This is a genomic window from Methylobacterium sp. JK268, from assembly GCF_054052225.1.
On record NZ_JBSVZN010000038.1, the window covers coordinates 49,724 to 73,187 of the forward strand.

The 23,464-nt window shown below is 69.7% G+C and carries 21 protein-coding genes; 6 read left to right on the forward strand and 15 right to left on the reverse strand.

Going from position 1 to position 23,464, the window contains the following annotated elements; all coding sequences use genetic code 11:
- Window positions 1-24: 24 nt before the first annotated feature.
- The 3 genes from ACW9J6_RS29500 to ACW9J6_RS29510 all read right to left on the reverse strand — a co-directional run bounded on the left by ACW9J6_RS29500 (window position 25) and on the right by ACW9J6_RS29510 (window position 4,165).
- Window positions 25-2,724 carry an ABC transporter ATP-binding protein gene (locus tag ACW9J6_RS29500; RefSeq protein ID WP_457119914.1) on the reverse strand — a complete coding sequence of 900 codons (2,700 nt, stop codon included), beginning with the start codon at window positions 2,722-2,724 and terminating at the stop codon, window positions 25-27.
- Between the two features lie 116 nt (window positions 2,725-2,840).
- A complete protein-coding gene (locus ACW9J6_RS29505) occupies window positions 2,841-3,806 on the reverse strand; it encodes an oxidoreductase (protein ID WP_457119915.1) in 966 nt (321 codons plus the stop codon).
- 23 nt (window positions 3,807-3,829) lie between these two features.
- Window positions 3,830-4,165, reverse strand: coding sequence for a hypothetical protein (locus tag ACW9J6_RS29510; protein ID WP_457119916.1), 336 nt, complete (start codon window positions 4,163-4,165; stop codon window positions 3,830-3,832).
- Window positions 4,166-4,420: 255 nt separating this feature from the next.
- Between ACW9J6_RS29510 and ACW9J6_RS29515 the strand changes: the two genes are divergently transcribed.
- Window positions 4,421-4,804 (forward strand): response regulator, encoded by a 384-nt coding sequence (locus ACW9J6_RS29515; protein WP_457119917.1) that lies wholly within the window; start codon window positions 4,421-4,423, stop codon window positions 4,802-4,804.
- Between the two features lie 15 nt (window positions 4,805-4,819).
- Here the strand turns inward: ACW9J6_RS29515 and ACW9J6_RS29520 are convergent, their stop codons facing one another.
- The 3 genes from ACW9J6_RS29520 to thrC all read right to left on the reverse strand — a co-directional run bounded on the left by ACW9J6_RS29520 (window position 4,820) and on the right by thrC (window position 10,590).
- Window positions 4,820-7,699 carry an EAL domain-containing protein gene (locus ACW9J6_RS29520; protein WP_457119918.1) on the reverse strand — a complete coding sequence of 960 codons (2,880 nt, stop codon included), beginning with the start codon at window positions 7,697-7,699 and terminating at the stop codon, window positions 4,820-4,822.
- 183 nt (window positions 7,700-7,882) lie between these two features.
- Entirely contained in the window at window positions 7,883-9,178 is a 1,296-nt protein-coding gene (locus ACW9J6_RS29525; protein ID WP_457119919.1) for a M16 family metallopeptidase, read from the reverse strand.
- Complete coding sequence (gene thrC, locus ACW9J6_RS29530; RefSeq protein ID WP_457119920.1) at window positions 9,175-10,590, reverse strand: threonine synthase; 1,416 nt, start codon at window positions 10,588-10,590, stop codon at window positions 9,175-9,177. Before thrC ends, ACW9J6_RS29525 begins: the two co-directional genes overlap by 4 nt.
- Window positions 10,591-11,091: 501 nt before the next feature.
- On the opposite strand from thrC, the gene ACW9J6_RS29535 reads away from it, so the two are divergent.
- Window positions 11,092-12,180 (forward strand): hypothetical protein, encoded by a 1,089-nt coding sequence (locus tag ACW9J6_RS29535; RefSeq protein ID WP_457119921.1) that lies wholly within the window; start codon window positions 11,092-11,094, stop codon window positions 12,178-12,180.
- A 10-nt stretch (window positions 12,181-12,190) separates the two neighbouring features.
- On the forward strand, window positions 12,191-12,433 hold the full coding sequence (locus tag ACW9J6_RS29540) for a hypothetical protein (RefSeq protein WP_457119922.1): 243 nt from the start codon (window positions 12,191-12,193) through the stop codon (window positions 12,431-12,433).
- A 93-nt stretch (window positions 12,434-12,526) separates the two neighbouring features.
- On the opposite strand, the gene ACW9J6_RS29545 is transcribed toward ACW9J6_RS29540, so the two are convergent.
- The 8 genes from ACW9J6_RS29545 to coxB all read right to left on the reverse strand — a co-directional run bounded on the left by ACW9J6_RS29545 (window position 12,527) and on the right by coxB (window position 19,196).
- Complete coding sequence (locus ACW9J6_RS29545; protein WP_457119923.1) at window positions 12,527-13,285, reverse strand: SURF1 family protein; 759 nt, start codon at window positions 13,283-13,285, stop codon at window positions 12,527-12,529.
- Entirely contained in the window at window positions 13,285-13,653 is a 369-nt protein-coding gene (locus ACW9J6_RS29550) for a DUF983 domain-containing protein (protein WP_457119924.1), read from the reverse strand. Before ACW9J6_RS29550 ends, ACW9J6_RS29545 begins: the two co-directional genes overlap by 1 nt.
- 137 nt (window positions 13,654-13,790) lie before the next feature.
- The gene (locus ACW9J6_RS29555; protein WP_457119925.1) at window positions 13,791-14,651 is read right to left on the reverse strand and encodes a cytochrome c oxidase subunit 3; all 861 of its coding nucleotides are present in this window, start codon (window positions 14,649-14,651) and stop codon (window positions 13,791-13,793) included.
- A 144-nt stretch (window positions 14,652-14,795) separates the two neighbouring features.
- Window positions 14,796-15,398 (reverse strand): cytochrome c oxidase assembly protein, encoded by a 603-nt coding sequence (locus ACW9J6_RS29560; protein ID WP_457119926.1) that lies wholly within the window; start codon window positions 15,396-15,398, stop codon window positions 14,796-14,798.
- Window positions 15,399-15,414: 16 nt separating this feature from the next.
- Entirely contained in the window at window positions 15,415-15,567 is a 153-nt protein-coding gene (locus tag ACW9J6_RS29565) for a hypothetical protein (protein ID WP_457119927.1), read from the reverse strand.
- Window positions 15,564-16,517 carry a heme o synthase gene (locus ACW9J6_RS29570; RefSeq protein WP_457119928.1) on the reverse strand — a complete coding sequence of 318 codons (954 nt, stop codon included), beginning with the start codon at window positions 16,515-16,517 and terminating at the stop codon, window positions 15,564-15,566. Before ACW9J6_RS29570 ends, ACW9J6_RS29565 begins: the two co-directional genes overlap by 4 nt.
- A 118-nt stretch (window positions 16,518-16,635) precedes the next feature.
- Complete coding sequence (ctaD, locus tag ACW9J6_RS29575) at window positions 16,636-18,264, reverse strand: cytochrome c oxidase subunit I (RefSeq protein WP_457119929.1); 1,629 nt, start codon at window positions 18,262-18,264, stop codon at window positions 16,636-16,638.
- Between the two features lie 68 nt (window positions 18,265-18,332).
- The gene (gene coxB, locus ACW9J6_RS29580; RefSeq protein WP_457119930.1) at window positions 18,333-19,196 is read right to left on the reverse strand and encodes a cytochrome c oxidase subunit II; all 864 of its coding nucleotides are present in this window, start codon (window positions 19,194-19,196) and stop codon (window positions 18,333-18,335) included.
- Between the two features lie 312 nt (window positions 19,197-19,508).
- Between coxB and ACW9J6_RS29585 the strand changes: the two genes are divergently transcribed.
- Window positions 19,509-20,417: a LysR family transcriptional regulator gene (locus tag ACW9J6_RS29585; protein WP_457119931.1), complete on the forward strand. Its 909-nt coding sequence runs from the start codon at window positions 19,509-19,511 to the stop codon at window positions 20,415-20,417.
- A 463-nt stretch (window positions 20,418-20,880) separates the two neighbouring features.
- Here the strand turns inward: ACW9J6_RS29585 and ACW9J6_RS29590 are convergent, their stop codons facing one another.
- On the reverse strand, window positions 20,881-21,279 hold the full coding sequence (locus tag ACW9J6_RS29590) for a GFA family protein (protein WP_457119932.1): 399 nt from the start codon (window positions 21,277-21,279) through the stop codon (window positions 20,881-20,883).
- Window positions 21,280-21,429: 150 nt separating this feature from the next.
- Here ACW9J6_RS29590 and ACW9J6_RS29595 point away from each other — a divergent pair, with 150 nt between their 5' ends.
- Together ACW9J6_RS29595 and ACW9J6_RS29600 are read left to right on the forward strand one after the other, a co-directional pair.
- On the forward strand, window positions 21,430-21,903 hold the full coding sequence (locus tag ACW9J6_RS29595) for a formate dehydrogenase subunit gamma (protein WP_457119933.1): 474 nt from the start codon (window positions 21,430-21,432) through the stop codon (window positions 21,901-21,903).
- Window positions 21,900-23,459 carry a formate dehydrogenase beta subunit gene (locus ACW9J6_RS29600; protein ID WP_457119934.1) on the forward strand — a complete coding sequence of 520 codons (1,560 nt, stop codon included), beginning with the start codon at window positions 21,900-21,902 and terminating at the stop codon, window positions 23,457-23,459. Before ACW9J6_RS29595 ends, ACW9J6_RS29600 begins: the two co-directional genes overlap by 4 nt.
- Window positions 23,460-23,464 lie beyond the last annotated feature (5 nt).

Consider the following 23,464-nt stretch of genomic DNA (forward strand, 5'->3'; position numbering starts at 1 on the left):
GCCGATTCGGAACGTCGGTCACTGTCACGCGCTCACTCCATGACGAACGGATGTCTCGCGCACGAGGTTCCCCGGATCCGCCGTCGGAGGCAAGGGGGGCGAAGCGACAAAATCGCCCGAGGGTTGCATGATGGCTGCAGTGCTGCGCTCGGTGCGCAGGACGACGTCGAAGGGCGCATCCGCGGGCAGGCTCGACTCGTCGGGCAGGCAGACGACGAGCCCGCGGCCGGCCCGGGCGGCGCGCAGCCGGCCGAGCGCCGTCCGGATCTCGCCGGGACTGCGCTCGTCCAGGGCGAGACCCACGACCAGGATGTCGGGTTGGCGGACGAGGCAGCGCGCGAGGTCGATCGCCCCGCGCTCGGCCGCCGTCAGGGCCCCCTCGCGGGTGCCGAGGCCGCTCTCGGCGGCGCGGGGATCGACCTTGGCCGCAAGGCCGAACCGGACCACGGCCCGGTCGAGCCCTCTTTCGGCAAGGACGCGTCCCATCACGGCGCGCACCCGCGCTTCAGCGCCCGCCTCCGCGCCCGCGATGCGCCCGAACAGCAGGTTCTCCTCCAGGCTCGCCGCGATGGTGACCCGGGCCGGATCGTAGAAGGCCACCGCGGCGCGCAGCCGCGCGGGCACGAGTGCCGCGAAGGTGCGCCGCGCGGCCACCAGCCGGGCCTCGAAGGCAGCGTCGATGAGCCCGAATCGGTGCCGGCTCTCGGAATAGCGCAGGGCGAGGCCGATCAGCCGCGCGCGGTCGCGCTGCCCGGCCGGTCCGCGCCGCCAGCCGGTTGCCTCGGGCTGGCGGGCCACGAGGTCCTCGAAGAAGCCGCGCTCAGCAGCCGGGAAGAGCGAGAAGGCGTCGAACAGGGGATGGTCGTCGGGCAGATCGGCGAAGATCTCGACCGTGGCGCGGGCGATGGCGAGGCCCATCTCGATCATCGGGCGCGTCAGCCCCTCGGCCTCCAGCACCGCCCGGGTGAAGGGATGGCCGGCCAGGCGCTCCTCCGAGAAGGCGCGGCCCACGGGCTCGCCGAACAGCAGGTTCTCGCCCACCGTGGCCTGGGCGTTGTAGCGGTCGGGATCGAAGGGCTCGATCAGGTGCGAGGCGTTCTCGGCCGCGAGCGCCTCCCTCAGGGCGGCGCGGGTCTCGACGATCGCCGCGGCGGTGCCCGGGTCGATGCTCGGCGCGACGAGGCTGGCCAGACCCCGCGCCCGCACCAGCGCGTCGAGCCCGGTGACGGCGAGGGCCTCCACGAGGCGCTCCTCCAGGTGGGGGGCGTGGGCGGGCGGCGCGTCGGGGTTCGGCGCCGAACCGTCCACGAAGGCGAGGTCGCCGTAGAGCAGATTCTGCAGCAGGCTCCCGGCCACCAGCACCGGTTCGTCGCCCGCGAAGGCGATGCGGCGCGCCCGCTCCGAGGCGTCGAGGGCGCGCAGGTCGACGCCCCCGTAGGTCGCCCGCCCGACGGTGGGTTCGAGCTGCCCGGCGAGGAGCGCGGCGAGCACCCGGCTGCCGCTGCCCCGCCCGCCGAGGATCGCCGCGTGTCTCGGCATCGGGAGGACGAGGTCGAGGCCGGTCAGCCTCTCGCCGGAGGCCGGATCGTAGGCGGCGGCGCCCGCGAGCGCGAGCGCGCCGGAGGGCGGGAAATGGGCCGGCGCGGCGCGCCGCCGGGCCGCGCGGGCGCGCGCCTCCAGCGCCTCCACGAGGCGGCCGATCTCACCGAAGGCCGGGAGCGCCGCGCGCCGCCGCTCGTTCTGCCGCAGGAGGAGCGCGAGCAGGCTCGCGGCGAGACCGAGGGCGCCGAAGGCCGCCGAGAGCGCGCCCGCCGTCACCGGATGCGCCGGCCCGTCCCCGTGCCAGAGCGCGGTCGACAGCAGGGCGGCGGGAAGCAGGACGAACAGCGCGAGGGCGGGCGCGCGGGCCCGCGCCAGGGAGGCCTCGGCCCGCGCGAGGCCGCGCCGGGCCGCCGATGCGGCGTGGCCGAGGCGCGCCCGCTCGAAGGCGGCGGTGCCGTGCGCCCGCACGGCCGGCAGCCGGCGCACCAGGTCGGTGAGAGCCTTCTCCAGGGCGAGGCTCTCGTCGCGCCGCTTCTCCATCTGGCGGTTGGCGCGTCGGATCAGGAGCGCCCGGGCGAGCGCCGCCGCGACCACGCTCACCGCCACCGCGGGCACGAGGCGGGGCGCCGCCGCGGCGGCCGCGAGCAGCGCCAGGAGCACGGCGCCCGCGGTGAGCGCCGGCAGCAGGAGGCCCACCGCCAGCAGCGCGTCGACGGCGCGCAGCCCCTCGCCGACCTGGAGCGCGAGCGCCCGCGCGTCCTCCCGCCCGACCGGGCCGGAGCGCAGGATGGCCTCGGCGGCGCTGCGGCGCAGGCGCTCCACGGCCGCGGCCTGGCCCGCGAAGGCGAGGCGGGCGGTGATCCAGCCGATCCCCGCGAGCGCCACGCCGACCAGGACGAGGCCGCCGATTGCCCAAAGGGCGAGCGACCCCTCCGGCAGCGGCCAGCCGTCGAGCAGGGTGAGAGGACCTCCGAGGCGCCCGGGCAGCGGCAGAACCACCCGCAGGAGGTGAACCGGCATCCCGCCGACGTCGGCGGCCGTGCTCAACGTGTCGATGAGATCCCGCACCAGGGCGAGGCCGAGCCCGGCCACGGGCAGTCCGAGACCGACCGATGCGGCGATCGCCGCGGCGTGCTGGCGCGGGGCGCTGCGCCACGCATACGCGATCGGATCCCGCTCCATCCTCGACCCTTGTCCGTCCGCCTCGCCCCCGGGGAAGGGGACAGTGTGTCCCACCAGCGCGGCAATATCGCGGCGGGCCTCCGGATCGGATGGGACACCGAGGCTGCCGGGCGAGCCTAGCGACCGAGCGTGAGGTCCCGCTCGCCCGGCGTGACGAGGCTGCGGGCCCGGCTCACGCTCGGCAGGAACGGGATGCCGGCGCAGGTGGCGCCGGCCGCGCCCGCGAGGCGCTCGACCGCGCGCACCACCTCGGGTGGGCCGGCCGCGTAGACGCTGTCGCCCGGGGCGAGCGGCGGCAGGTGGGCGGTGATCGGGCCCGAGCGCACGTCCGGGGCGCCGCCCGGGTCGCGGGAGGCCACCAGCACGATCCGCCCGACGCCAGTGCCGCGCAGCCACGCGAGGGCCGGGCGCATGTAGAGGTCCTCCGCGCGCTCGGCGCCTGCGACGAGGACCATCTCGCGCTCAGGCTCGACGTAGCGCGCCGCCCGGGCGATCGCCCAGATCGGCGCGAAGCCGGTCTCGGCCGAGACGAGGACGAGCCGGCCGAGGCCGGTGCGGTAGGCCGCCCCGCCGACCGGGCCGCGCAGCCGCACGGAGTGGCCCGGACCGATCGCCTCGCCCAGGGCGCCGCCGAGCGATCCGGAGGTGCGCAGGTGGAAGACGAGTTCGTTGAGTTCCGTCGCGCCGTCGAGGCGCTGGGTCGGGCAGAGCGCGCGCGCGGGGAAGCCCGCGAAGCCCGCCTCCAGGGCCTGGCCGGGCTTCAGGTCGAGCGGGCGCGAGACCGTCACGACGACCTCGCGGACATGCTCCGACAGGGGCGCGACAGCGAGCACGGTGCCGGCGCGCTTGGCCGCGCGCAGGGCCGCGAGGGGGGAGGGGGCCGGAACCTGGCGCGTGGCGCCGTCCCCGAGCCGGGGCCGGGCGCGGCCGGTCTGGGACAGGCGCGGGACGGCGTCCTGGGCGGGGGCATCCGATCCGGCGGCGGCCCCGGCCGCCAGGGTCGGTTCGAAGGGCGTGTCGCCGGTCGCGACGCGGACGGTCTTGCCGTTGACCACGAGCGAACAGCGGGGGTGGCGGATCATGAGGGAAGCCGGGGCGGCGCGCGTCAGCGGGGTGCGAACAGCAGTCGCTCGACGAGGTTCGCCCAGCGGTCGCGGTCGGCGCGGATGTCCTGCAGGGTCTCGCTCTCGTCGGCCGCCTCCAGCCGGGCCCGCAGCTCGGCCGTCTCGGCGCGCTCCGACTTGAGCGCGGCCTTGATCACGAGGTTCTCGGCTTCGAGGAAGGAGACGATCTCCTCCAGGTCGTCCTCGTCGTCCGCCACGGCGGCGACGGCGAAGTGAGCGTCGAGCGGCCGGGCCGGCGGACGCAGCAGCAGCCGCTGCAGGAGCGCCGAGCCCGGCGAGCGCTCGTCCGCGTCGTGATCCCGTGCCGCCGCGCCCATGACCACTCCCTCACCCGGCCGACGCGGCGTGCCCTGCTTCGACGCCGCGACCACGCCCGGACGATGTGGCGAGTATGGTTAAGGAGCGCTTAAACCACATGGTTAAGCTTTGGTTGATTGACCGCGGCAGCGCGGGGATTCAGGGTGAAACCGGGCGATTCGGCGCTCCCGAGCGCCGCCGGGGGGTCGCTCCGTCCCGACGAGTCGGCGATCCGACGTCACGAGCCGGTCCCCATGGGGACCCGGAGGTGCTGAATGTTGTCTGGACGGCGGGTCCTGATCGTCGAGGACGAGATGCTGATCGCACTCGAACTGAGCGACCTCGTCGCCGACGCCGAGGGCTGCCCGGTCGGACCCGCGCGCACCAACCGGGAGGCGCTCGCCCTCCTCGATCGCGAGGCGGTCGACGTGGCGATCCTCGACCTCAACCTCGCGGACGGAGAGGCCACGCCGACGGCCGAACGGCTGATCCGCGGCGGTATCCCGGTCCTGGTCTGCACCGGAGGCGTGCTTCCGCGGGCGATGCGGCTGATGTGCCCCGACGTCCCGGTCCACCGCAAGCCGCTCAGCGGCGACCGCCTGATCCGGGCGCTGGAGGCCCTGTGCGCGCCCGTCGACGAGGCGCCGCGGGTGAGCTGACGGGTCCGTCGGGTCTCACGCCGCCGCCGGCGCCGCCCCCACGAGCTGGCGGGCCTGGTGGATCGACATCGGTTCACCGAAGGCGAAGCCCTGGGCGTAGTCGCAGCCGAGATCGGCCAGCGCCTGCGCGTCCGCCTCGGTCTCGGCGCCCTCGGCGACGATCTCCAGGCCGAGCTCCTGTGCCATGCGCACGATCGAGCGCAGGATCACGGTCCGGCCGCTCGCCATCTGGCGCACGAAGGACTGGTCGATCTTGAGCGTGTCGAAGGGGAAGCGCTGCAGATAGGAGAGCGCCGAGTAGCCGGTGCCGAAATCGTCCAGCGACAGGCCCGCTCCGAGCTCGGCGATCCGCGCCAGCATCTGGGCGGCGTATTCCGGGTTCTCCATCACCAGGCTCTCGGTGAGTTCAAGCTTGAGCGAGCCCGGCGCGACCCCGGTGCGGGCGAGCACGGTCTTCACGTCGTGCAGGAGGTCGTGGCGCAGGAGCTGGCGGGAGGAGACGTTGACGGAGGCGAAGAGCGGCGGCTCGACCACGAGCGCCTGCTGCCAGGCGGCAAGTTCCGCCGCCGTGCGCTCCAAGGCGAAGACGCCGAGATCGACGATGAGCCCGGATTCCTCGGCGATGGGGATGAAGGTCTGGGGCGAGATGCGCCCGTGCTTGGGGTGGTCCCAGCGCAGCAGCGCCTCGAAGCCGGCGACGGTCCGGTCCTCCAGCCGCACGATCGGCTGGAACAGCACCTTGATCTCGTTGCGCTCCAGCGCCCGCCGCAGGTCGTTCTCCAGGAGCATCCGCTCGCCGCGGTCGTTGCGCATGGTCGGCCGGTAGACCTCGATCCGGTCCCCGCCCTGGCGCTTGGCCTGGATCATGGCGATCTCGGCGTTCTTGAACACCTGGTCGCGCTTGGGGTTGGCGCCGGTCTCGTACAGGACGGCGCCGATCGAGGGCGTGAGGAAGATCTCCCGGTCCGCGTAGGTGATCGGCGTCGTGATGGTGCGCCGGATCGATTCCGCGAAGGCGATGATGCGGTCGGCGTCGCGCTCGGAGACCAGGATGATCGCGAACTCGTCGCCGGCGATCCGCGCCAGGCTGTCCTGCGGGCGCAGCAGACGGCCGAGGCGCCGCGACAGGGTGAGCAGGATCGAGTCGCCCGCCGAGAGGCCGATCGCATCGTTGACCTGCTTGAACCGGTCGATGTCGAGGACGAAGACCGTCGGCTTCAGGCGCGGGTCCTGCCCGGCCAGCGTCAGGGCGGCGTCGAGGCGGTCGTTGAACAGCTCGCGGTTGGGCAGGCCCGTGAGGTTGTCGTGGACCGCGTCGTGGAGCAGGCGCTCCTCGGCGATCTTGACCTCGGTCACGTCCGCGATGGTGCCGACGATGCGGATGACCTCGCCGTCCGCCCCGATCACCGGCCGCGCCCGCAGGCGGAACCAGTAATAGGGGCCGGAGGCCGCGCGCAGCCGGAAATCCTGCGAGATGCGCCCGCGCCGCTCCTCGATCACCGTGTCGAGGGCGGCCGAGTAGCGGTCGACGTCGAAGGGGTGCAGGAGCGACAGCCAATTGGCGGCCGGCCCCTCCAGGGCGCCGCGCTTGAGGCCGAGCTGGCCCTCGATCTCCGGCCCGACGAAGACCCGGTCGCCGGGCACGTCCCAGTCGAAGACCACGTCGCCGGCCCCCGTGAGCGCCAGCGCCCGCCGCTCGGTGTCCGAGACCAGGGTGGCGCCGATGCCGCCGCCCGCGAAGGCGTGCTGGAGCACGGTGAAGCCGATCAGCATCACGATCAGCACGAGGCCGCCGATCAGCGCCGGCTGGACGAGGTCGTTGCGCAGCTGGCCCGTGATGGCGAAGCCCGCCGCCACCACCCAGGCCGTGAGCAGGAGCCAGGTCGGGATCAGCAGGATCGCCCGGTCGTAGCCGTTATGGGCCGCGAGGTAGAGCACCAGCAGGAGCCCGACGCCCGCCACGGTGGCGATCGAGATCCGGGCCACGCCCGCCGCCACCGGCGGGTCGACCACCGCGAGGCCGACGAGGCCGGCGAGGAAGATCAGCCAGAGCAGCGCGACGTGGCTGTAGCGCACGTGCCAGCGGGCGAGGTTCAGGTAGGCGAACAGGAAGACCAGCAGCGTCGCCCCGAGCACCGCCTCGGCGGAGGCGCGGTAGATCCGCTCGGCCGCCTCCGTCACCGGGAAGATGCGCTGGAAGAAGCCGAAATCGATGCAGGTATAGGCCAGCACCGCCCAGGCGAGCGCCGCCGCGGCCGGGAAGATGATCGCGCCCTTCACCACGAAGACCACGGTGAGGAAGAGGGCGAGCAGCCCGGCGATGCCGATGATGATGCCCTTGTAGAGGGTGAGCCCGGTCGCCTTCTTGCGGTAGGCGTCCTGGTCCCAGAGGTAGAGCTGCGGCACGTTGGGCGTGCGCAGTTCGGCCACGAAGGTGACCGTGGTGCCGGGATCGAGGGTGACGACGAACTGGTCCGCGTCCGGGCTCTCGTCGCGCTCGGGCCGGATGCCCTGGCTCGCGGTGATCGCGGCGATGCGCGAGCCGCCGAGGTCCGGCCAGACGATGCCGGAGCCGACGAGGCGGAAATGCGGGGCGACGAGGAGCCGGTCGATCTGCTCGTCGGTGTCGTTGGTGAGCGCGAAGACGATCCAGTCCGGCCGCGCGCCCGTCTCGCGGGCCTTCACGGCGATGCGGCGCACGATGCCGTCCTTGCCCGGCGCCGTGGAGATCTGGATGAGATCGCCGTCCGACCGGTAGCGCTCGATCGCCGGCGTGAGGTCGATGGCCTGCGCGTCGAGCCCGACGCGCACCGCCTCCAGCGCGCGCGCGGGACGGGCCAGCAGCGTCCCCGCGAGGGCGACGAGGAGAGCGAGGGCGAGGGTGGCGTGGCGCAACGCTGTCGAACGTCTTCAGACCGGGGAGGGGAGGCGGCTCTCGCAGAGAGCCTCTGGACCGTACCGACGCCCAAGCTCCCGGGCAAGGCGCGGGATCCCGGTCTCCCCCGCCTTCGGCCTCGGTCCGGCGAGGGCCGTGGTGGTCCCGCTTTGCGGCCAAATCAAGTTGCCGCGAGGCCGCCGTCAGGCCGCCCTCAGGGCCGATCCGACCGCGTCGAGGCTCTGGAGCTTGCGGATCGGCCCGATCGCCGCGAGCGTCGGTGCCCCGGCCATCACGGCGCGGCCCGCCGCCCGCACCTGATCGATCGTCACCGCGTCGACCTTGGCGATGATCTCCTCGGCCGGGATGATGCGCCCCCAGGCGAGGATCTGGCGCGCGATGCGCTCGATGCGCCCGCCCGGCGTCTCCAGGGCGGAGAGCAGCGAGACCTTGAGCTGCGCCTTCGCGCGGGCGACCTCCACGGGCTCGACGGAGGCGGCGGTCTGACCCAGGCAGGCGATGGTGACGTCGACGAGGGCGGGCAGGTCCGCGCCCGCGGTGCCCGCGCCGATGCCGAACAGGCCGCAATCCGAGAAGGGCCAGTGGAAGGCGTGGATCTCGTAGGCGAGGCCGCGGGTCTCGCGCACCTCGTGCCAGAGGCGCGAGGTCAGGCCGCCGCCGAGCACCTGCGCGAAGAGGTGGAGCGCGTAGTAGCCCTCGTCCCGGAAGGACAGGCCGGGCAGGCCGAGCACGAGGTTGGCCTGTTCGAGCTTGCGCGCCATGCGCCGCTCGCCGCCGCGGTAGAGGCCGGGCACCGCCTCCGGCGCGACCCGGCCGGGCAGGGCGCCGAAATGCCGCTCGGCGGCGGCCACGATCGCCTCGTGCTCCACGGCGCCGGCCGCCGCCAGGACCATGCGGTCGGGCGTGTATTCCCGCGCCATGTAGGCCTCGATGGCGTCGCGGTCGAAGCTCTGGATGGTCTCCGGGCGCCCGAGGATCGGCCGGCCGATCGGCTGGTCCGGGAAGGCCGCCTCCGTGAAGGCGTCGTAGACCACGTCGTCCGGCGTGTCCTCGACGGCGGCGTATTCCTGCAGGATCACGCCCTTCTCGCGCGCGAGCTCCCCGGCCTCGAAGACCGAGTTCGTCAGGATGTCGCCGATCACGTCGAGGGCGACGCCGATATCCTCGCCCAGCACCCGGGCCGTGTAGCTCGTCTGCTCGGCGCTGGTGGCGGCGTTGATGTCGCCGCCCACGTTCTCGATGTCCTCGGCGATGGCCCGGGCGCTGCGGCGGCGCGTGCCCTTGAAGGCCATGTGCTCGATGAGGTGGCTGAGCCCGTGCTCCTCCGGCCGCTCGTGGCGGGAGCCCGCCCCGACCCAGACGCCGAGCGTCGCCGTGGCGACGCCCGGCATCGGCTCGGTGGCGACCGTGAGCCCGTTCGCGAGCCGCGTGATCCGGAGGTCGGGCGAGGCGCCGAAGGTGGCGAAGTGCTCGTTCACGCCGCCGCCCCGCGCAGGATGCGCGCGCGCTCGCGGATGAAGCGCTCGATCGCGCCCTGGTCGTTCGGGACGACGGTGAAGCGCTCGGGCCGGGACATGAGGTCGGCGAGGTGGAGCGGCAGCGCCGGGCGCAGGCCGGTCGCCGCCTCGACGGCGTCCGGGAACTTCGCCGCGTGGGCGGTGGCGAGCGCCACCACGGGCGTCGCCGGGTCCTCGGCGAGGAGCTTGCGGCCCGCGCGCACACCGATGGCGCTGTGCGGATCGAGGACGTACCCGGTCCGCGCATGGGTCTCGCGGATCTCCGCGACGACCTCCGGCTCCTGCACGGCCTGCGCGTCGAACTCGGCGCGGACCGTCTCCAGCACCGCGGGCGGCAGGGTGAAGGCGCGGGCCTGCTTCAGGCTCGCCATCAGGCGGTTCAGCGCTTCGGGCTCCCGGCCCAGGGCCTCGAACAGGAGCCGCTCGAAATTCGACGAGACCTGGATGTCCATCGATGGCGAGGTGGTGGGCGCGACGCTCCGCACCTCGTAGGTGCCGGTCTGAAGGGTGCGGGCCAGGATGTCGTTGGCGTTGGTGCCGATCATCAGCCGGCCGACCGGCAGGCCCATCCTCTTCGCGACCCAGCCGGCCAGGATGTCGCCGAAATTGCCCGTCGGCACCGCGAAGGAGACCGGGCGGTGGGGCGATCCCAGCGCCACGGCGCTGGTGAAGTAGTAGGTCGCCTGGGCGGCCACGCGCGCCCAGTTGATCGAGTTGACCCCCGACAGCCGCACCTCGTCGGCGAAGCGGGCGTTCTGGAACAGCGCCTTCACGATCGCCTGGCAATCGTCGAAGGTGCCCTCGACGGCGAGCGCGTGGACGTTGGGCTCGTCCACGCTCGTCATCTGGCGGCGCTGCACCTCCGAGACGCGGCCGTGCGGGTAGAGGATGAACACGTCGACCTGATCGAGACCGCGGAAGGCCTCGACGGCGGCGCTGCCGGTGTCGCCCGAGGTGGCACCCACGATGGTGGCGCGGCTGCCGCGGGCCTTGAGCACGTGGTCCATCAGCCGCCCGAGGAGCTGCATCGCCACGTCCTTGAAGGCGAGCGTCGGGCCGTGGTGGAGTTCGAGCAGGAACAGGTTGTCGTCGAGCTGAACCAGCGGGCAGACCGCCGGGTGCCGGAAACTGGCGTAGGCCCCCTCGATCATCCGGTCGAGATCGGCGCGCGGGATCTCGCCGTCGACGAGGGGGGAGAGCACGGTCTTGGCCGCTTCCGCGTAGGGGCGTCCCGCGAGGCCCGCGATGGTCTCGGCGGAGAGGGCGGGCCAGCGCTCGGGCAGGTAGAGCCCGCCGTCGCGGGCGAGGCCGGCCAGCAGCGCGTCGGTGAAGGTCAGAGGGGCGGCGGTGCCGCGGGTCGAGACGTGGAGCACGGGCAAGGTCCTGAGGCTGCCGGTGGCGTACACGAAACCGGTGGGCGCGTCAGCCGGGGGACGATCTCGTGATCCCAGCGGTTCGCATTGGCTATCCCTCTCCGACGTCCACCGCTCTCGTGCTACGCTTTCCAACCGGGACGGTGCTCCATAAGGAACGACGTTGATTTTCTTGCCAGGTCGTCTTAAAAAAATCAAAATATTTGTAATGTCTTTGATATACTGCCGTTGAGGAAGCGTTCCGCGCCGATCAGAGAAGCAGATTTGTCGTGTAAAAGAGCCTCAAGGAATCAGATTATCATATCCGATTGTGTAGTTATTCATTTGATGAATCTCCGAGAAGGCGGATTTATTGTATAATATATGATTTGCTATGAATATAATGTCAATCTATGCGCGTCGAAGTATCGAAATTGCGAAATTATATGGCTTATGGACACGAGAGTGGATCGTGGTATGTTTGTCAGGATCCGAGATCGTGAGGCTTTGTGGGGGGGGTAGATGACGTTCACCCAGCGGATCGTGATCTCCAGCGTCATTGGAGCGAGCTTGATTGTGATAACGCTCGCGTGGACGTTCGCGGCGCCAACCCTGCCGCAACCGACGAGCATTGTAAAGCAGTGGAACACGGCAATCAGCTTACTTGGCATAGAGCCACTTTATCCCCCGCAAGAAGACGTCGCCGTGGGGGACGTCTTTCTCGTTATTGCTCACGACAATGAGGATGAGTCCTTAGATATACCGCTCGCTGCGCGTGCAATGAAGATATGGCATATTGATTTGACAGATGAAATTGAGAAAATATATAGGCAAATTCCAGTTTTTCCAGATACGGATGACTTGCCTACCAGTAATAAGCAATTCTGGAAACAGAAAATGGCTAATTCATCTGTTTTTGAGAAAAATGGAGAGCGGAAAAATTTGCCTCTCGCCGTCTTTCCTGGATTTTCTCTGGCTAGGTCTCGTCAATCTGATGGCAACTTAGGCGTTGCCGGTGTGATTCCCTGGTCGGCTTCAACGTCTGGTTCACGCTCACAGGCTATAGATATAAGTATACCATTGGCAGAAACGTACGGAGTTCTCAGTATTACTGCTCATCAAAAGCTTAATGAATTCTGCAATAGCCTCGAGTACATGAAATATTGTACTGAGACCGGTGCCAGGCGTGAATTGTCGAGTTTATTTGGTTCTAAAATATATCATAGAATTGCTTCCGAGGACGGACGCACCGTCCAGAATTTTCAGTATGATGTTCAGATCATGATTATCTCGCGGGTATATTTGGCCCGTTCGATCGAAACGACGATTGAGGACGGTATGTCATTCTCTGCCAACGGGCAGTTGAAGGACCATCAAGCTGGACAAGTGAATACAAGCAATGCATCCTTGAGTAATGAAGATGCTTCTAATCTACCAGGTAAAGATCCTGTCCCGGCGACACATCTTGATAGGGCCTCACCGAGCGCGGGACCGGGCGGGTTGCTCTCTATTGTCAATCGCAATGGACAGAAGATCAGCCTTGTAACAACGCTGCAACGTCCGGTGACTATCGGGTATCGTTCGGTGAATTCGGGGCTGTTTCCAGAATAGGAGGAAGACCATGCGACATGCATTGTTTGTCTGCTCAATTTTCCTATGCTCCCAAGGCTGGGCGCAAGAACAGTCCCTCGGCATGAAAAATACAGATGGCCAACAGGGAAAGAAAGCTTGCGACGCGCAATCGCAAAAGTGCGATGCTGGAACGTTTCGCGAGCTGCCGCCTCCGAAGTTCGGTGGAGGTGGGATCGACGCGAAGGGTTACAGAAATAAAGAGATTATCTTGAACATCGAGCGTTCGCGCTGACCAAAGATTAAGTGTCTCTCACATAACTCCCGATCTCGGTCGTCGCTCGCTGTGGCACCTCCAGCGCAGAGGGAGTTTTGTGAGGTACACTAATTACGAGCGCCGAACTGCAGACCACGCATAGGCCCCGAACACGCCGACGAGGCACAGGGCGATGCCGTACCAGGTGAAGGCGTATTGCAGGTGATTGTTCGGCAGGTCGACGCGCAGCTGCCCGCCCCGCGGCCAGCCGCCCGGGTTCGGCGTCGCGTCCGCCTCGATCAGGTAGGGCGTCACGTCGCCGAGCCCGCGCGAGGCGGCAATGCCCGGGATGTCGCGGTTGAACCACTCGCCCTTCGCCGGGTCGGGCGCGGGCACGAACAGGCCCCGCGCCTCGCTCGCCCGGAGGATGCCCGTCACAGTCACCTCACCCTCGGGCTCGCCGGCCTGGCGGTCCCTCGGGTTCTTCAGCTCGGTCGGCACGAAGCCACGGTTGACCAGGATCGTCGGCGCCCCGTCGCGCACGAGCGGCGTCAGCACGTAGTAGCCCTGCAGCGCCCGGCCCGGCACGTCGCCCGGGGCGAGCCCGTGCACCAGCGTCTCCCGGTCGTTCAGGAACCGACCGCTGGCGCGCACGCGCGTGAACTCGTCCGCGGCCGGATCCCAGGCGCCCGGCGCCGGGGGCTCGCGCGGCGGGTCGATCGCCGCGCGCTCCGTGATCTGCCGGATCAGGCCCTCCTTCCAGGCCTTGCGCTCGACCTGCCAGGTGCCGAGGGAGAGGAGGATTGCGAGGCAGACCAGGGTCGCGAGGCCCGGCGCCACGAGGCTGCGCCAGCGCGAAGCCGCGGACCCCGGTTCCGCCGCCGCGTCCATCAGCGGAAGCGCCCCTGCTCGGCCTTGTTGCTGAATTGCAGCGCGGCCATCAGTCCCTTGAGGGGGCGCACCAGCATGAGGCTCAGGATGATCGCCAGCGGCGCCCACAGCACCGCGTGCAGCCAGAGCGGCGGCTCGTAGGCGAACTCCACCCACATGGCGAGCGCGACTACCACCACGCCGACGATCGACATCACGAAGAAGGCCGGGCCGTCGGCGGAATCGATGAATTTGAAGTCGAGACCGCAAACCTCGCAGGTCGGGCGGAAGCTCAGGAACCCCTGGAACAGGTGGCCCTCGCCGCAGCGCGGGCAGCGCCCGCGCAGGCCGGCGGTTGCCGGCGATGGGATGGTGCGGATCTCGTCCACCGATCTCGACTCCTACGCGGGTGGGAAGGGCCGCCGGTGCCCCGGCGCCCGACCTCGATATGGTGCCTGAGGCCCCCTGCCGCTACGAAAAAGGGCGGCTTGCGCCGCCCTTTTCGAGAGTGTCCGCCTCTTCGCGGTCAGTGGCCGGCGGCCTGGCCGAAGCCCGAGCCCCAGACGTAGATCGCCGCGAACAGGAACAGCCAGACCACGTCGACGAAGTGCCAGTACCAGGCCGCGAACTCGAAGCCGAGGTGCTGCCGGGTGGTGAACTGGCCGAGATAGGTCCGGTACAGGCACACCGCCAGGAAGATCGTGCCGATGATGACGTGGGCGCCGTGGAAGCCCGTCGCCATGAAGAAGGTCGCCGCGTAGATGCTGCCCGAGAAGCCGAAATGGGCGTGGGCGTACTCGTAGGCCTGGACCGAGCTGAACAGCAGGCCGAGCGCGATCGTCAGCCACAGCCCGTATTTCAGGCCCTTGCGGTCGCCGTTGAGGAGCGCGTGGTGCGCCCAGGTGACCGTGGTGCCCGAGGTGAGCAGGATCAGCGTGTTGAGGAGCGGCAGGTGCCAGGGGTCGAAGGCCTCGACGCCCTTCGGGGGCCAGTGGCCGCCGGTGAATTCGAGCCGCGCCGCCTGGATCGGCTCGGCGGCGTAGAGCGCCGCGTCGAAATAGGCCCAGAACCACGCGACGAAGAACATCACCTCGGAGGCGATGAACATCATCATCCCGTAGCGGTGGTGCAGCTGCACCACGCGGGTGTGGTCGCCGGTCTGCGCCTCGTGGACCACGTCCCGCCACCAGCTCAGCATGGTGTAGAGGACGCCGATCACGCCGGCGAAGAAGAAGTACGGGCCGATCGCCAGCTTGGCGAGCGTCAGGCTCTTCATCCAGAAGACCGCGCCGAACACCATCAGGAAGGCGCTGGCCGAGCCGACGAGCGGCCACGGACTCGGATTGACGAGGTGGTAGTCGTGGTGCTTCGCGTGCGCCTCGGCCATCGTGATCGCTCTCCTCGCCGTCTCGTTCGACCCGGCGCGCGGGTCGCGGCCCCTTCAGTCCCGTGCCGGCGCCCCTGTCACCGGGGCGGCGCGGCCGGTCTCCGCTTTAGTGCGCCCCCTCGACCCTGTCGACGGGCCTAAGGGTCAATTCGGCCGCGCTTCGGCCGCACTCGTTGTCGCAAGCGCGGCCGTGGGCTGGCCGTTCTTCGACGGGAAGTAGGTGTAGGAGAGGGTCATCTCCTCGTAGTCGCGGGTGTTCGAATCGGTCCGCACCGCCGGATCGACGTAGAACACCACCGGCACGTCGATGCTCTCGCCCGGGTTCAGGGTCTGCTCGTTGAAGCAAAAGCACTGGATCTTGACGAAGAAGCCGCCCATCAGGCCGGGCTGGACGTTGAAGGTGGCGACGCCGGTCGAGGGGGTCGGGCCGGTGTTGGTGACCCGGAAGAACACCGTCTGGGTGGCGCCGAGCTTCGCCTCGACGCTGCGCGATTCCGCCTCGAAGCGCCAGGGCAGGGCCGGCGAGACGTTGGTGTCGAAATGCACCGTCATGGCCTGGTCGGAGACCGGACCGGAGGGCGCGCGGCCGACGAGCGGCGTGCCGTCGTAGCCGGTCGCCTTGCAGAACAGGTCGTAGAGCGGCACCGACGCGAAGGCGAGACCGGTCATGCCGGCGACGAGGCCGAGGCAGGCGAAGAGCGTGGTGCGGATGCCCGCCGCGCCGGCCCGGGGTCGGTTCGTGTTCATCGGGACACCTCGCGCGTCACAGCGGCCGGTTGAGCACCTGCGGCCCGAGCTTGGCGATCGTCAGCACGTAGAAGATGGCGACGAGGGCGGCGAGCGTCAGGGCGATCGCGACGGAGCGCTTGCGCCGCCGGCGCGCCTCCTCGGGGGTCAGGGTGGGAAATTCAGTCATCCGAACAGCGCGTGGACCGGCCGGAACAGGCCGAGACCCTGCTCGGCGAGGAGCGCCGAGAACAGGAGGAACAGGTAGAGGATCGAGAAGCCGAACAGGCCCATGGCGGCCTTGTTGGCGCGCTCGCCCTCGCGGCGGTGGTAGACCTGCAGGCTGAGCGCCAGCATGGCCAAGCCCCCGAGCAGCGACACGAGGCCGTAGAGCAGGCCGCCGAAGCCCAGCGCCACCGGGGCGAGGCCCAGCGGCGCGAGGAGCAGCGTGTAGGCGACGATCTGGCGGCGGGTCGAGTCGGGGCCGGCGACGTTCGGCATCATTGGGATGCCGGCCTTGGCGTAGTCGCCGGACTTCACGAGCGCCAGCGCCCAGAAGTGCGGCGGCGTCCAGATGAAGATGATCAGGAAGAGCACGATGCCCTCGATCCCGATCCCGCCGGTGACGACGGCCTGGCCGATCATCGGCGGCAGGGCGCCGGCCGCGCCGCCGATCACGATGTTCTGCGCGGTCGCCCGCTTCAGCCACATCGAGTAGATCACCGCGTAGAAGGCGATCGTGAAGGCGAGCAGCCCGGCCGCCAGCCAGTTCGCGGCGAGCCCGAGCATCAGCACCGAGGCGACCGACAGGGTGAGCCCGAAGGCCAGCGCCTCGTCGGGCCGGATCTTGCCCGCAGGGATCGGCCGCGTGCGGGTGCGCGACATCACCGCGTCCACGTCCGCGTCCCACCACATGTTGAGGCAGCCCGAGGCGCCCGCCCCGACCGCGATCATCAGGAGCGAGACCGCGGCGATCACCGGGTTCACGTGGCTGTGCGAGACCGTCATGCCGACGAGCGCGGTGAAGATCACGAGCGCCATCACCCGCGGCTTTAGCAGCGCGAAGAAATCCGCCACCTCGCCGTTCGAGGCGGGTGCCAGGGTCTGCGCGGAGGTCAGGCTGTTCGTGAGACTCGACATGGCCACCGGTTGCGTGAGGCGACGGGGGAAGGGGCTTCGCTCCTCGCCGGAACCCTGGCTGTGAGGGCTCGGGAGAAGAGCGAGGGCCGCCCGAGGGCGGCCCTGCTCTTGGGTTTGGTCAGTGGGCGTGGGACGGTTCGTCCACGACCACCGGCAGGGTCTCGTACTGGTGGAACGGCGGAGGGGACGACAGGGTCCATTCCAGCGTCGTGGCGCCCTCGCCCCACGGATTGTCCGCGGCCCGCTCCTTGGAGCGGAAGGCCAGGACGACGCCGATCACGAACACCACCATGCCGAGGGCGAAGATGTGCCCGCCCATGGTCGCCACGTAGTGCCAGCCCGCGAAGGCATCCGGGTAGTCGGCATAGCGGCGCGGCATGCCGGCGAGGCCCAGGAAGTGCATCGGGAAGAACAGCACGTTGGCGCCGATGAAGGCGAGCCAGAAGTGCAGCTTGCCCGCCCATTCCGGGATGATGCGGCCGGTCATCTTCGGGAACCAGTAGTAGATGCCCGCGAAGATGATGAACACCGCGCCGAGCGACAGCACGTAGTGGAAGTGCGCCACCACGTAGTACGTGTCGTGCAGGTAGCGGTCGACGGCGGCGTTGGCCAGGATCACGCCGGTGACGCCGCCGACCGTGAACAGGAACACGAAGCCGACGGCCCAGTGCATGGCGGCGGTGAAGCGGATCGAGCCGCCCCACATCGTGGCGATCCAGGAGAAGATCTTCACGCCGGTGGGCACCGCGATCACCATCGTGGCGAACACGAAGTAGGATTGCGTCTGCAGGGACAGCCCGACCGTGTACATGTGGTGGGCCCAGACCACGAAGCCGACGACGCCGATCGCCACCATCGCGTAGGCCATCGCGAGGTAGCCGAAGACCGGCTTCTTCGAGAAGGTCGAGATGATGTGCGAGACGATGCCGAAGGCCGGCAGGATCATGATGTAGACTTCGGGGTGGCCGAAGAACCAGAACAGGTGCTGGTACAGGATCGGGTCACCGCCGCCCGAGGGGCTGAAGAAGGTGGTGCCGAAGTTGCGGTCCGTGAGCAGCATGGTGATCGCGCCGGCGAGAACCGGGAGCGAGAGCAGCAGCAGGAAGGCGGTGACCAGCATCGACCACGCGAACAGCGGCATCTTGTGCAGGGTCATGCCCGGCGCGCGCATGTTCAGGATGGTGGTGATGAAGTTGATGGCCCCGAGGATCGAGCCGGCGCCCGACAGGTGCAGCGCGAAGATGCCGAAATCGACCGCCGGGCCGGGATGGCCGTCGGTGGAGAGCGGCGGGTAGACGGTCCAGCCCGTGCCGGCGCCGACCGCGCCCGGGGCGCCCTCGACGAAGAGCGAGCAGACGAGGCTCGCGAAGCCCGCCACCGTCAGCCAGAACGAGATGTTGTTCATGCGCGGGAACGCCATGTCGGGCGCCCCGATCATCAGCGGCACGAACCAGTTGCCGAAGCCGCCGATCAGCGCCGGCATCACCATGAAGAACACCATGATGAGGCCGTGGCCGGTCACGAAGACGTTGTAGGTCTGCGGGTTGGAGAAGTACTGCAGCCCGGGCTGCTCCATCTCCATGCGGATGCCGAAGGACAGGAAGGCGCCCACGATGCCCGCCGAGAAGGCGAAAAGCAGGTAGAGCGTGCCGATGTCCTTGTGGTTCGTGGAGTTGAACCAGCGCTGGAAGAACGGCGGCTTGTGATCGTGGGCCTCAGCGTGCCCGACCGATGCGGCGGTTGCCATGAACGGGACCTCTTCGAGGTGTCGTGAGTGCGTGTCGGAGCGGCCGGGCCGGGCCCGGCCGCGGGGGATCAGCGGGCCGAGGCGAACTTGGCGCCGTCGTCGTTGCGCGCGTACTTGGTCTTGGCCTCGGTGGTCCAGGCCTGGAAGGCCTGGTCGCTCACCACGCGCACGGTGATGGGCATGAAGGCGTGGCGCTGGCCGCACAGCTCGGAGCACTGGCCGTGATAGACGCCCTCGCGCTCGGCCTTGAACCAGAACTGGTTGAGGCGGCCGGGGATGGCGTCGATCTTGAAGCCGAAGGACGGCAGCGCCCAGGAATGCATCACGTCGGCGGCGGTGACCTGGATCTTCACGATCTTGTTCACCGGCACGACCATCTCGTTGTCGGTGGCCAGCAGCTTGGGCTGGCCCGACTTCACCTGGTCGTCACCCTCCAGCAGGTTGGCGTCGAAGCCGAAGCCGCCGACATCCTTCGGGTACTCGTAGGACCAGTACCAGGCGTGGCCCGTGACCTTGACCATCAGGTCGGCCTTGGGGTCCGAGAGCTGGGTGCGCAGCACGCGGAAGGACGGGATCGCGATCGCCACCAGGATCAGCACCGGGACGATCGTCCAGGCCACCTCCAGGAGCGGGTTGTGGGTGGTGCGCGAGGCGACCGGGTTCTTGCGCTCGTTGAAGCGGAAGATCACCGCCAGCAGCAGCCCCAGCACCAGCAGCACGATGGCCGCCATGATGAAGTTGAGCAGGTGGTGGAAGTTGTAGATCTCCCGCGCCACCTCGGTGACCGGGTGCTGGAGGTCCATCTGCCACGGCTCGGGCTGGCCGGTGCCGGCCGCGAAGGCAGCGGTCCCGGAGAGGAGGGCGGCCAGAGCCGCGGCGCCTCCCGTCATTGCTCGGCCGAACCGCCGATGCTGCGCCCTCGCCATCCCCATATCGCCCTCGGTGCTCCCGTTGATCCGGCCTGACGGCGGCCCGGCGCGCCCCCGACCGCGGCAGCCGCGGACGCGACAGGGGTCCGATGGCGGCCGACGATCCGTCAGTGGGCGTCTCACACCACAATGAGAACCCAAGCGCAACGGCATTGGCGTCGCATCCGGGGCGGTCAAACCGCAGCGTGCCCCGGACCTTCGTCCAGTTTCGGCAGCCCTGTTGCGGGCGGATGACGACGTTCCGCCGCGCCCGACCGGTTGTGCCGATCCGCCCGTCTCGGGCAGGGTGGCGGCAAGGGCCCGCGGCGAAGTCTGATGATCGACCGGCTGGAATTCATCCTGGCGCTCGCCCGCGAGCAGCATTTCGGGCGCGCCGCGCAGGCCTGCGGGGTGTCGCAGCAGACGCTCTCGGCCGGCGTCAAGCAGCTGGAGGAGCGGCTCGGGGTGATGCTGGTGCAGCGCGGCTCCCGCTTCCAGGGCTTCACGCCGGAGGGTGAGCGGGTGCTGGACTGGGCACGCCGGATCGTCGGGGATGCGCGCGCCATGCGCCAGGAGGTGGCGGCGTTGCGCCGCGGCCTGTCGGGCACCCTGCGGATGGCGGCGGTGCCGACGGCGACGCCGGTGGTGGCGGCGCTGACGACGCCCTTCCGCGCCCGCCACCCGGCGGTGCATTTCAGCGTTCAGTCGGCGACCTCGCACGAGATCGTGCGCCAGATCGCGAACCTCGAACTCGACGCGGGGCTGACCTACATCGAGAACGAGCCGCTGGGGCGCGTCACCACGGTGCCGCTCTACCGCGAGCATTACCGGCTCCTGACCGCCGCCGACGGCATCTACGGCGCGCGCGAGCAGGTGACCTGGGCGGAGGTGGCGCACATCCCCCTCTGCCTCCTGACTCCGAACATGCAGAATCGGCGCATCATCGACCGGCAATTGCGGGCGGTCGGAGTGGAGGCGGCGCCGATCCTGGAATCGAACTCGATGATCGTGCTCGTCACGCATGTGCGGACCGCGAAATGGGCGAGCATCATGCCGGCCGCGCTGGCAGAGACCTTCAAGCTCACGGAGCGCGTGCGCGCGGTGCCCATCGTCGAGCCGGATATCGCGCACACGATCGGTCTCGTGGTGCCGGATCGTGATCCGATGACCCCGCTGGTGGCGGCGTTCCTCGCCGAGGCGCGGGCGATCGCCCCGCAGCTCGCGGGGGCGGAGGTGGTGGGGTGAGCCGGGTCCTCTCCGCTGCGCCGGACGGCTGTTCGGGGGTCTCCGAGGACTGAACGAAAGTGTGTCCATCCACTGACAATTCGGCTGAACGGGATCTGGAGGACACACCACTCCTCATGCTGAGGTGCGACCGTAGGGAGCCTCGAAGCACCCATGAGCGTAAATCCGAGACGAAGGCTGCTTGGACAGACTGTACAGGGGTGCTTCGAGGCTCCCTGCGGTCGCACCTCAGCATGAGGATCTGGTTTGGCTGCCATCGGCGGGGTCTGATGCTGTGGCTCACCATCGTCTGGCTGGATGAGACCTACAGGTCTTGCGTTTCATCGGTATCGATCGAGCCTTGCGATACAGGTACACGGTCGCTCGCGTGAAAGCGGAGAGGTGCGCCTGACTGGATCCCCAGGCAGCCTGTCGCCGAGAGGGTCTCCGCGCCGGGTGATCCACGGCCCTCACAATCTTAACGTCACCGCCCCGGCCGACCCCTCGGATAGGCCGGCAGCCCGTCCGGGACCACCGTCCAGCGCAGCCGCTCCGCCACCTGCGTGTGGTCCTTCGGTGCCACGGCCTCCGGATCGTCGAGGCTCGCGATCGTGAGGTCGATCTCGTCGGGATGCGCCTGCGCCTCGTAGGCGAGAGAGGTCCCGCAGTGCCCGCAGAAGCTCCGCACCACGCCGGGGCTGGAGGCGTAGCGGGTCGGCACACCCGCCGTGAACCGGAGCGCCGCGCGCGGAACGCTGAACCATGCCACCTCGGCCGCGCCGACCGCCCGGCGGCAGGAGGCGCAGTGGCAGACCGTCTCGTGAAAAGGCGGAGCGTCGCACGCATAGCGCACCGCCCCGCAAAGGCACCCGCCTACCAGCATCGCTTCCCCCTCCCTCATGTCGGCAATCTGGTGGCCTGGGCGAATTTCAACAAAAATTCCCTGTCGGGTCACCGAACCGCGCGATTGATTCCCCGTCGTCACTCACCCACGCTTCGACCTTAGAACGAGAACGAAGTCGGGAAGGGGACGATGCCGGGACACGAGCCCTGGGACGTGGCGCGCGCCGCCGCGATCATCGCCGAACACACGCATCGCGAAGGCGCCACCCTGCCGATCCTGCACGCCCTGCAGGAGACCTTCGGCTACGTGGACCAGGCGGCGATCCCGCTGATCGCCGACGCCCTGAACCTCTCGAAGGCGGAGGTCCACGGCTGCATCACCTTCTACCACGACTTCCGCTCTGCGCCGGCCGGCCGCCACGTCGTGAAGCTCTGCCGCGCCGAGGCCTGCCAGGCGGTCGGCGCCGATGCGCTGCACGCCGACATCCTGCGCCGCTACGGGATCGACTGGCACGGAACCACCCGCGACGGCGCCGTGACGATCGAGCCGGTCTTCTGCCTCGGGCTCTGCGCCTGCGGACCGGCCGCGCTCATCGACGGCGCGCCGCTGGCCCGGATCGACGCCGACGGCCTGCAGGCCGCGCTGACGGAGGCCGCCGCGTGACCACCACCCTCTACCTGCCTCGCGACGCGGTCGCGGTCGGCCTCGGGGCCGAGCGGGTCGCCAAGGCGCTGACCCGCGCGGCGGCCGCCCGCAACCTGGACATCCGCCTCGTGCGCACCGGCTCGCGCGGCCTGCTCTGGCTGGAGCCGCTCCTGGAGGCCGAGACGCCCGAGGGCCGTATCGCCTACGGGCCGGTCCGCGCCGGCGACGTCGAGTCCCTGCTCGATGCCGGGCTGACCGGGGGCGGGGCGCACCGCCTGCGGATCGGTCGGCCTGAGGCGCATCCCTACCTCGCCCGCCAGCAGCGCCTGACCTTCCACCGCTGCGGATTGGTCGATCCGGTCTCGGTGGCGGATTACCGGGCGCATGGCGGCTACCGTGGCCTCGCGCGGGCCCTGGAGATCGGGCCCGAGGCCATCGTCGATGCGGTCAAGGTCTCGGGGCTGCGCGGGCGCGGCGGCGCCGGCTTCCCGACCGGCATCAAGTGGACCACCGTGATGCGGGCCGAAGCCGACCGCAAATACGTGGTCTGCAACGCCGACGAGGGCGATTCCGGCACCTTCGCCGACCGCATGCTGATGGAGGGCGACCCCTTCACCCTCATCGAGGGCATGACCATCGCGGGCGTCGCGACCGGAGCGACGCGGGGCTTCATCTATCTCCGCTCCGAATACCCGAACGCCTTCGCGACCCTGAAGGCGGCGATCGCCGCCGGCGAGCGGGCGGGATGGCTCGGCCGCGACATCCTGGGATCGGGCCGGGACTTCCATCTGGAGGTGCGGCTCGGCGCCGGCGCCTATATCTGCGGCGAGGAGACCTCGCTGCTGGAGAGCCTGGAGGGCAAGCGCGGCGTCGTGCGGGCCAAGCCCCCGATCCCGGCCCTCAAGGGCCTGTTCGGCCGCCCGACCCTCGTCAACAACGTGCTCTCCTTCGCGGCGGTGCCGTGGATTCTGGAGCATGGCGGGCAGGCCTACGCGGATTTCGGCATGGGCCGCTCGCGGGGCACGCTGCCGATCCAGCTCGCCGGCAACGTGAAGTACGGGGGCCTGATCGAGACGGCCTTCGGCATCACCCTGCGCCAGGTGATCGAGGAATTCGGCGGCGGGACGCTGTCGGGCCGCCCGGTGCGCGCCGCGCAGGTGGGCGGGCCGCTCGGGGCCTATTTCCCGGACGACCTCTTCGACACGCCGATGGATTACGAGGCCTTCGCGGCCAGGAAGGGCCTCGTCGGGCATGGCGGCGTGGTGGTGTTCGACGACACCGTCGACATGGCGCGCCAAGCGCGCTTCGCCTTCGAATTCTGCGCGGTCGAGTCCTGCGGCAAGTGCACGCCCTGTCGGATCGGCGCCGTGCGCGGGCGCGAGACCATGGACCGGCTGCTCGCGGGCGAGGCGCCGGCCGAGCCCCTGCGGCTGATCGAGGACCTCTGCGAGGTCATGACCGACGGCTCGCTCTGCGCCATGGGCGGCCTCACGCCCGTGCCGGTGATGAGCGCCATCACCCACTTCCCGGAAGATTTCGACCGCAGCTCCCGGCTGCCGATGGCGGCCGAGTGAGGAGG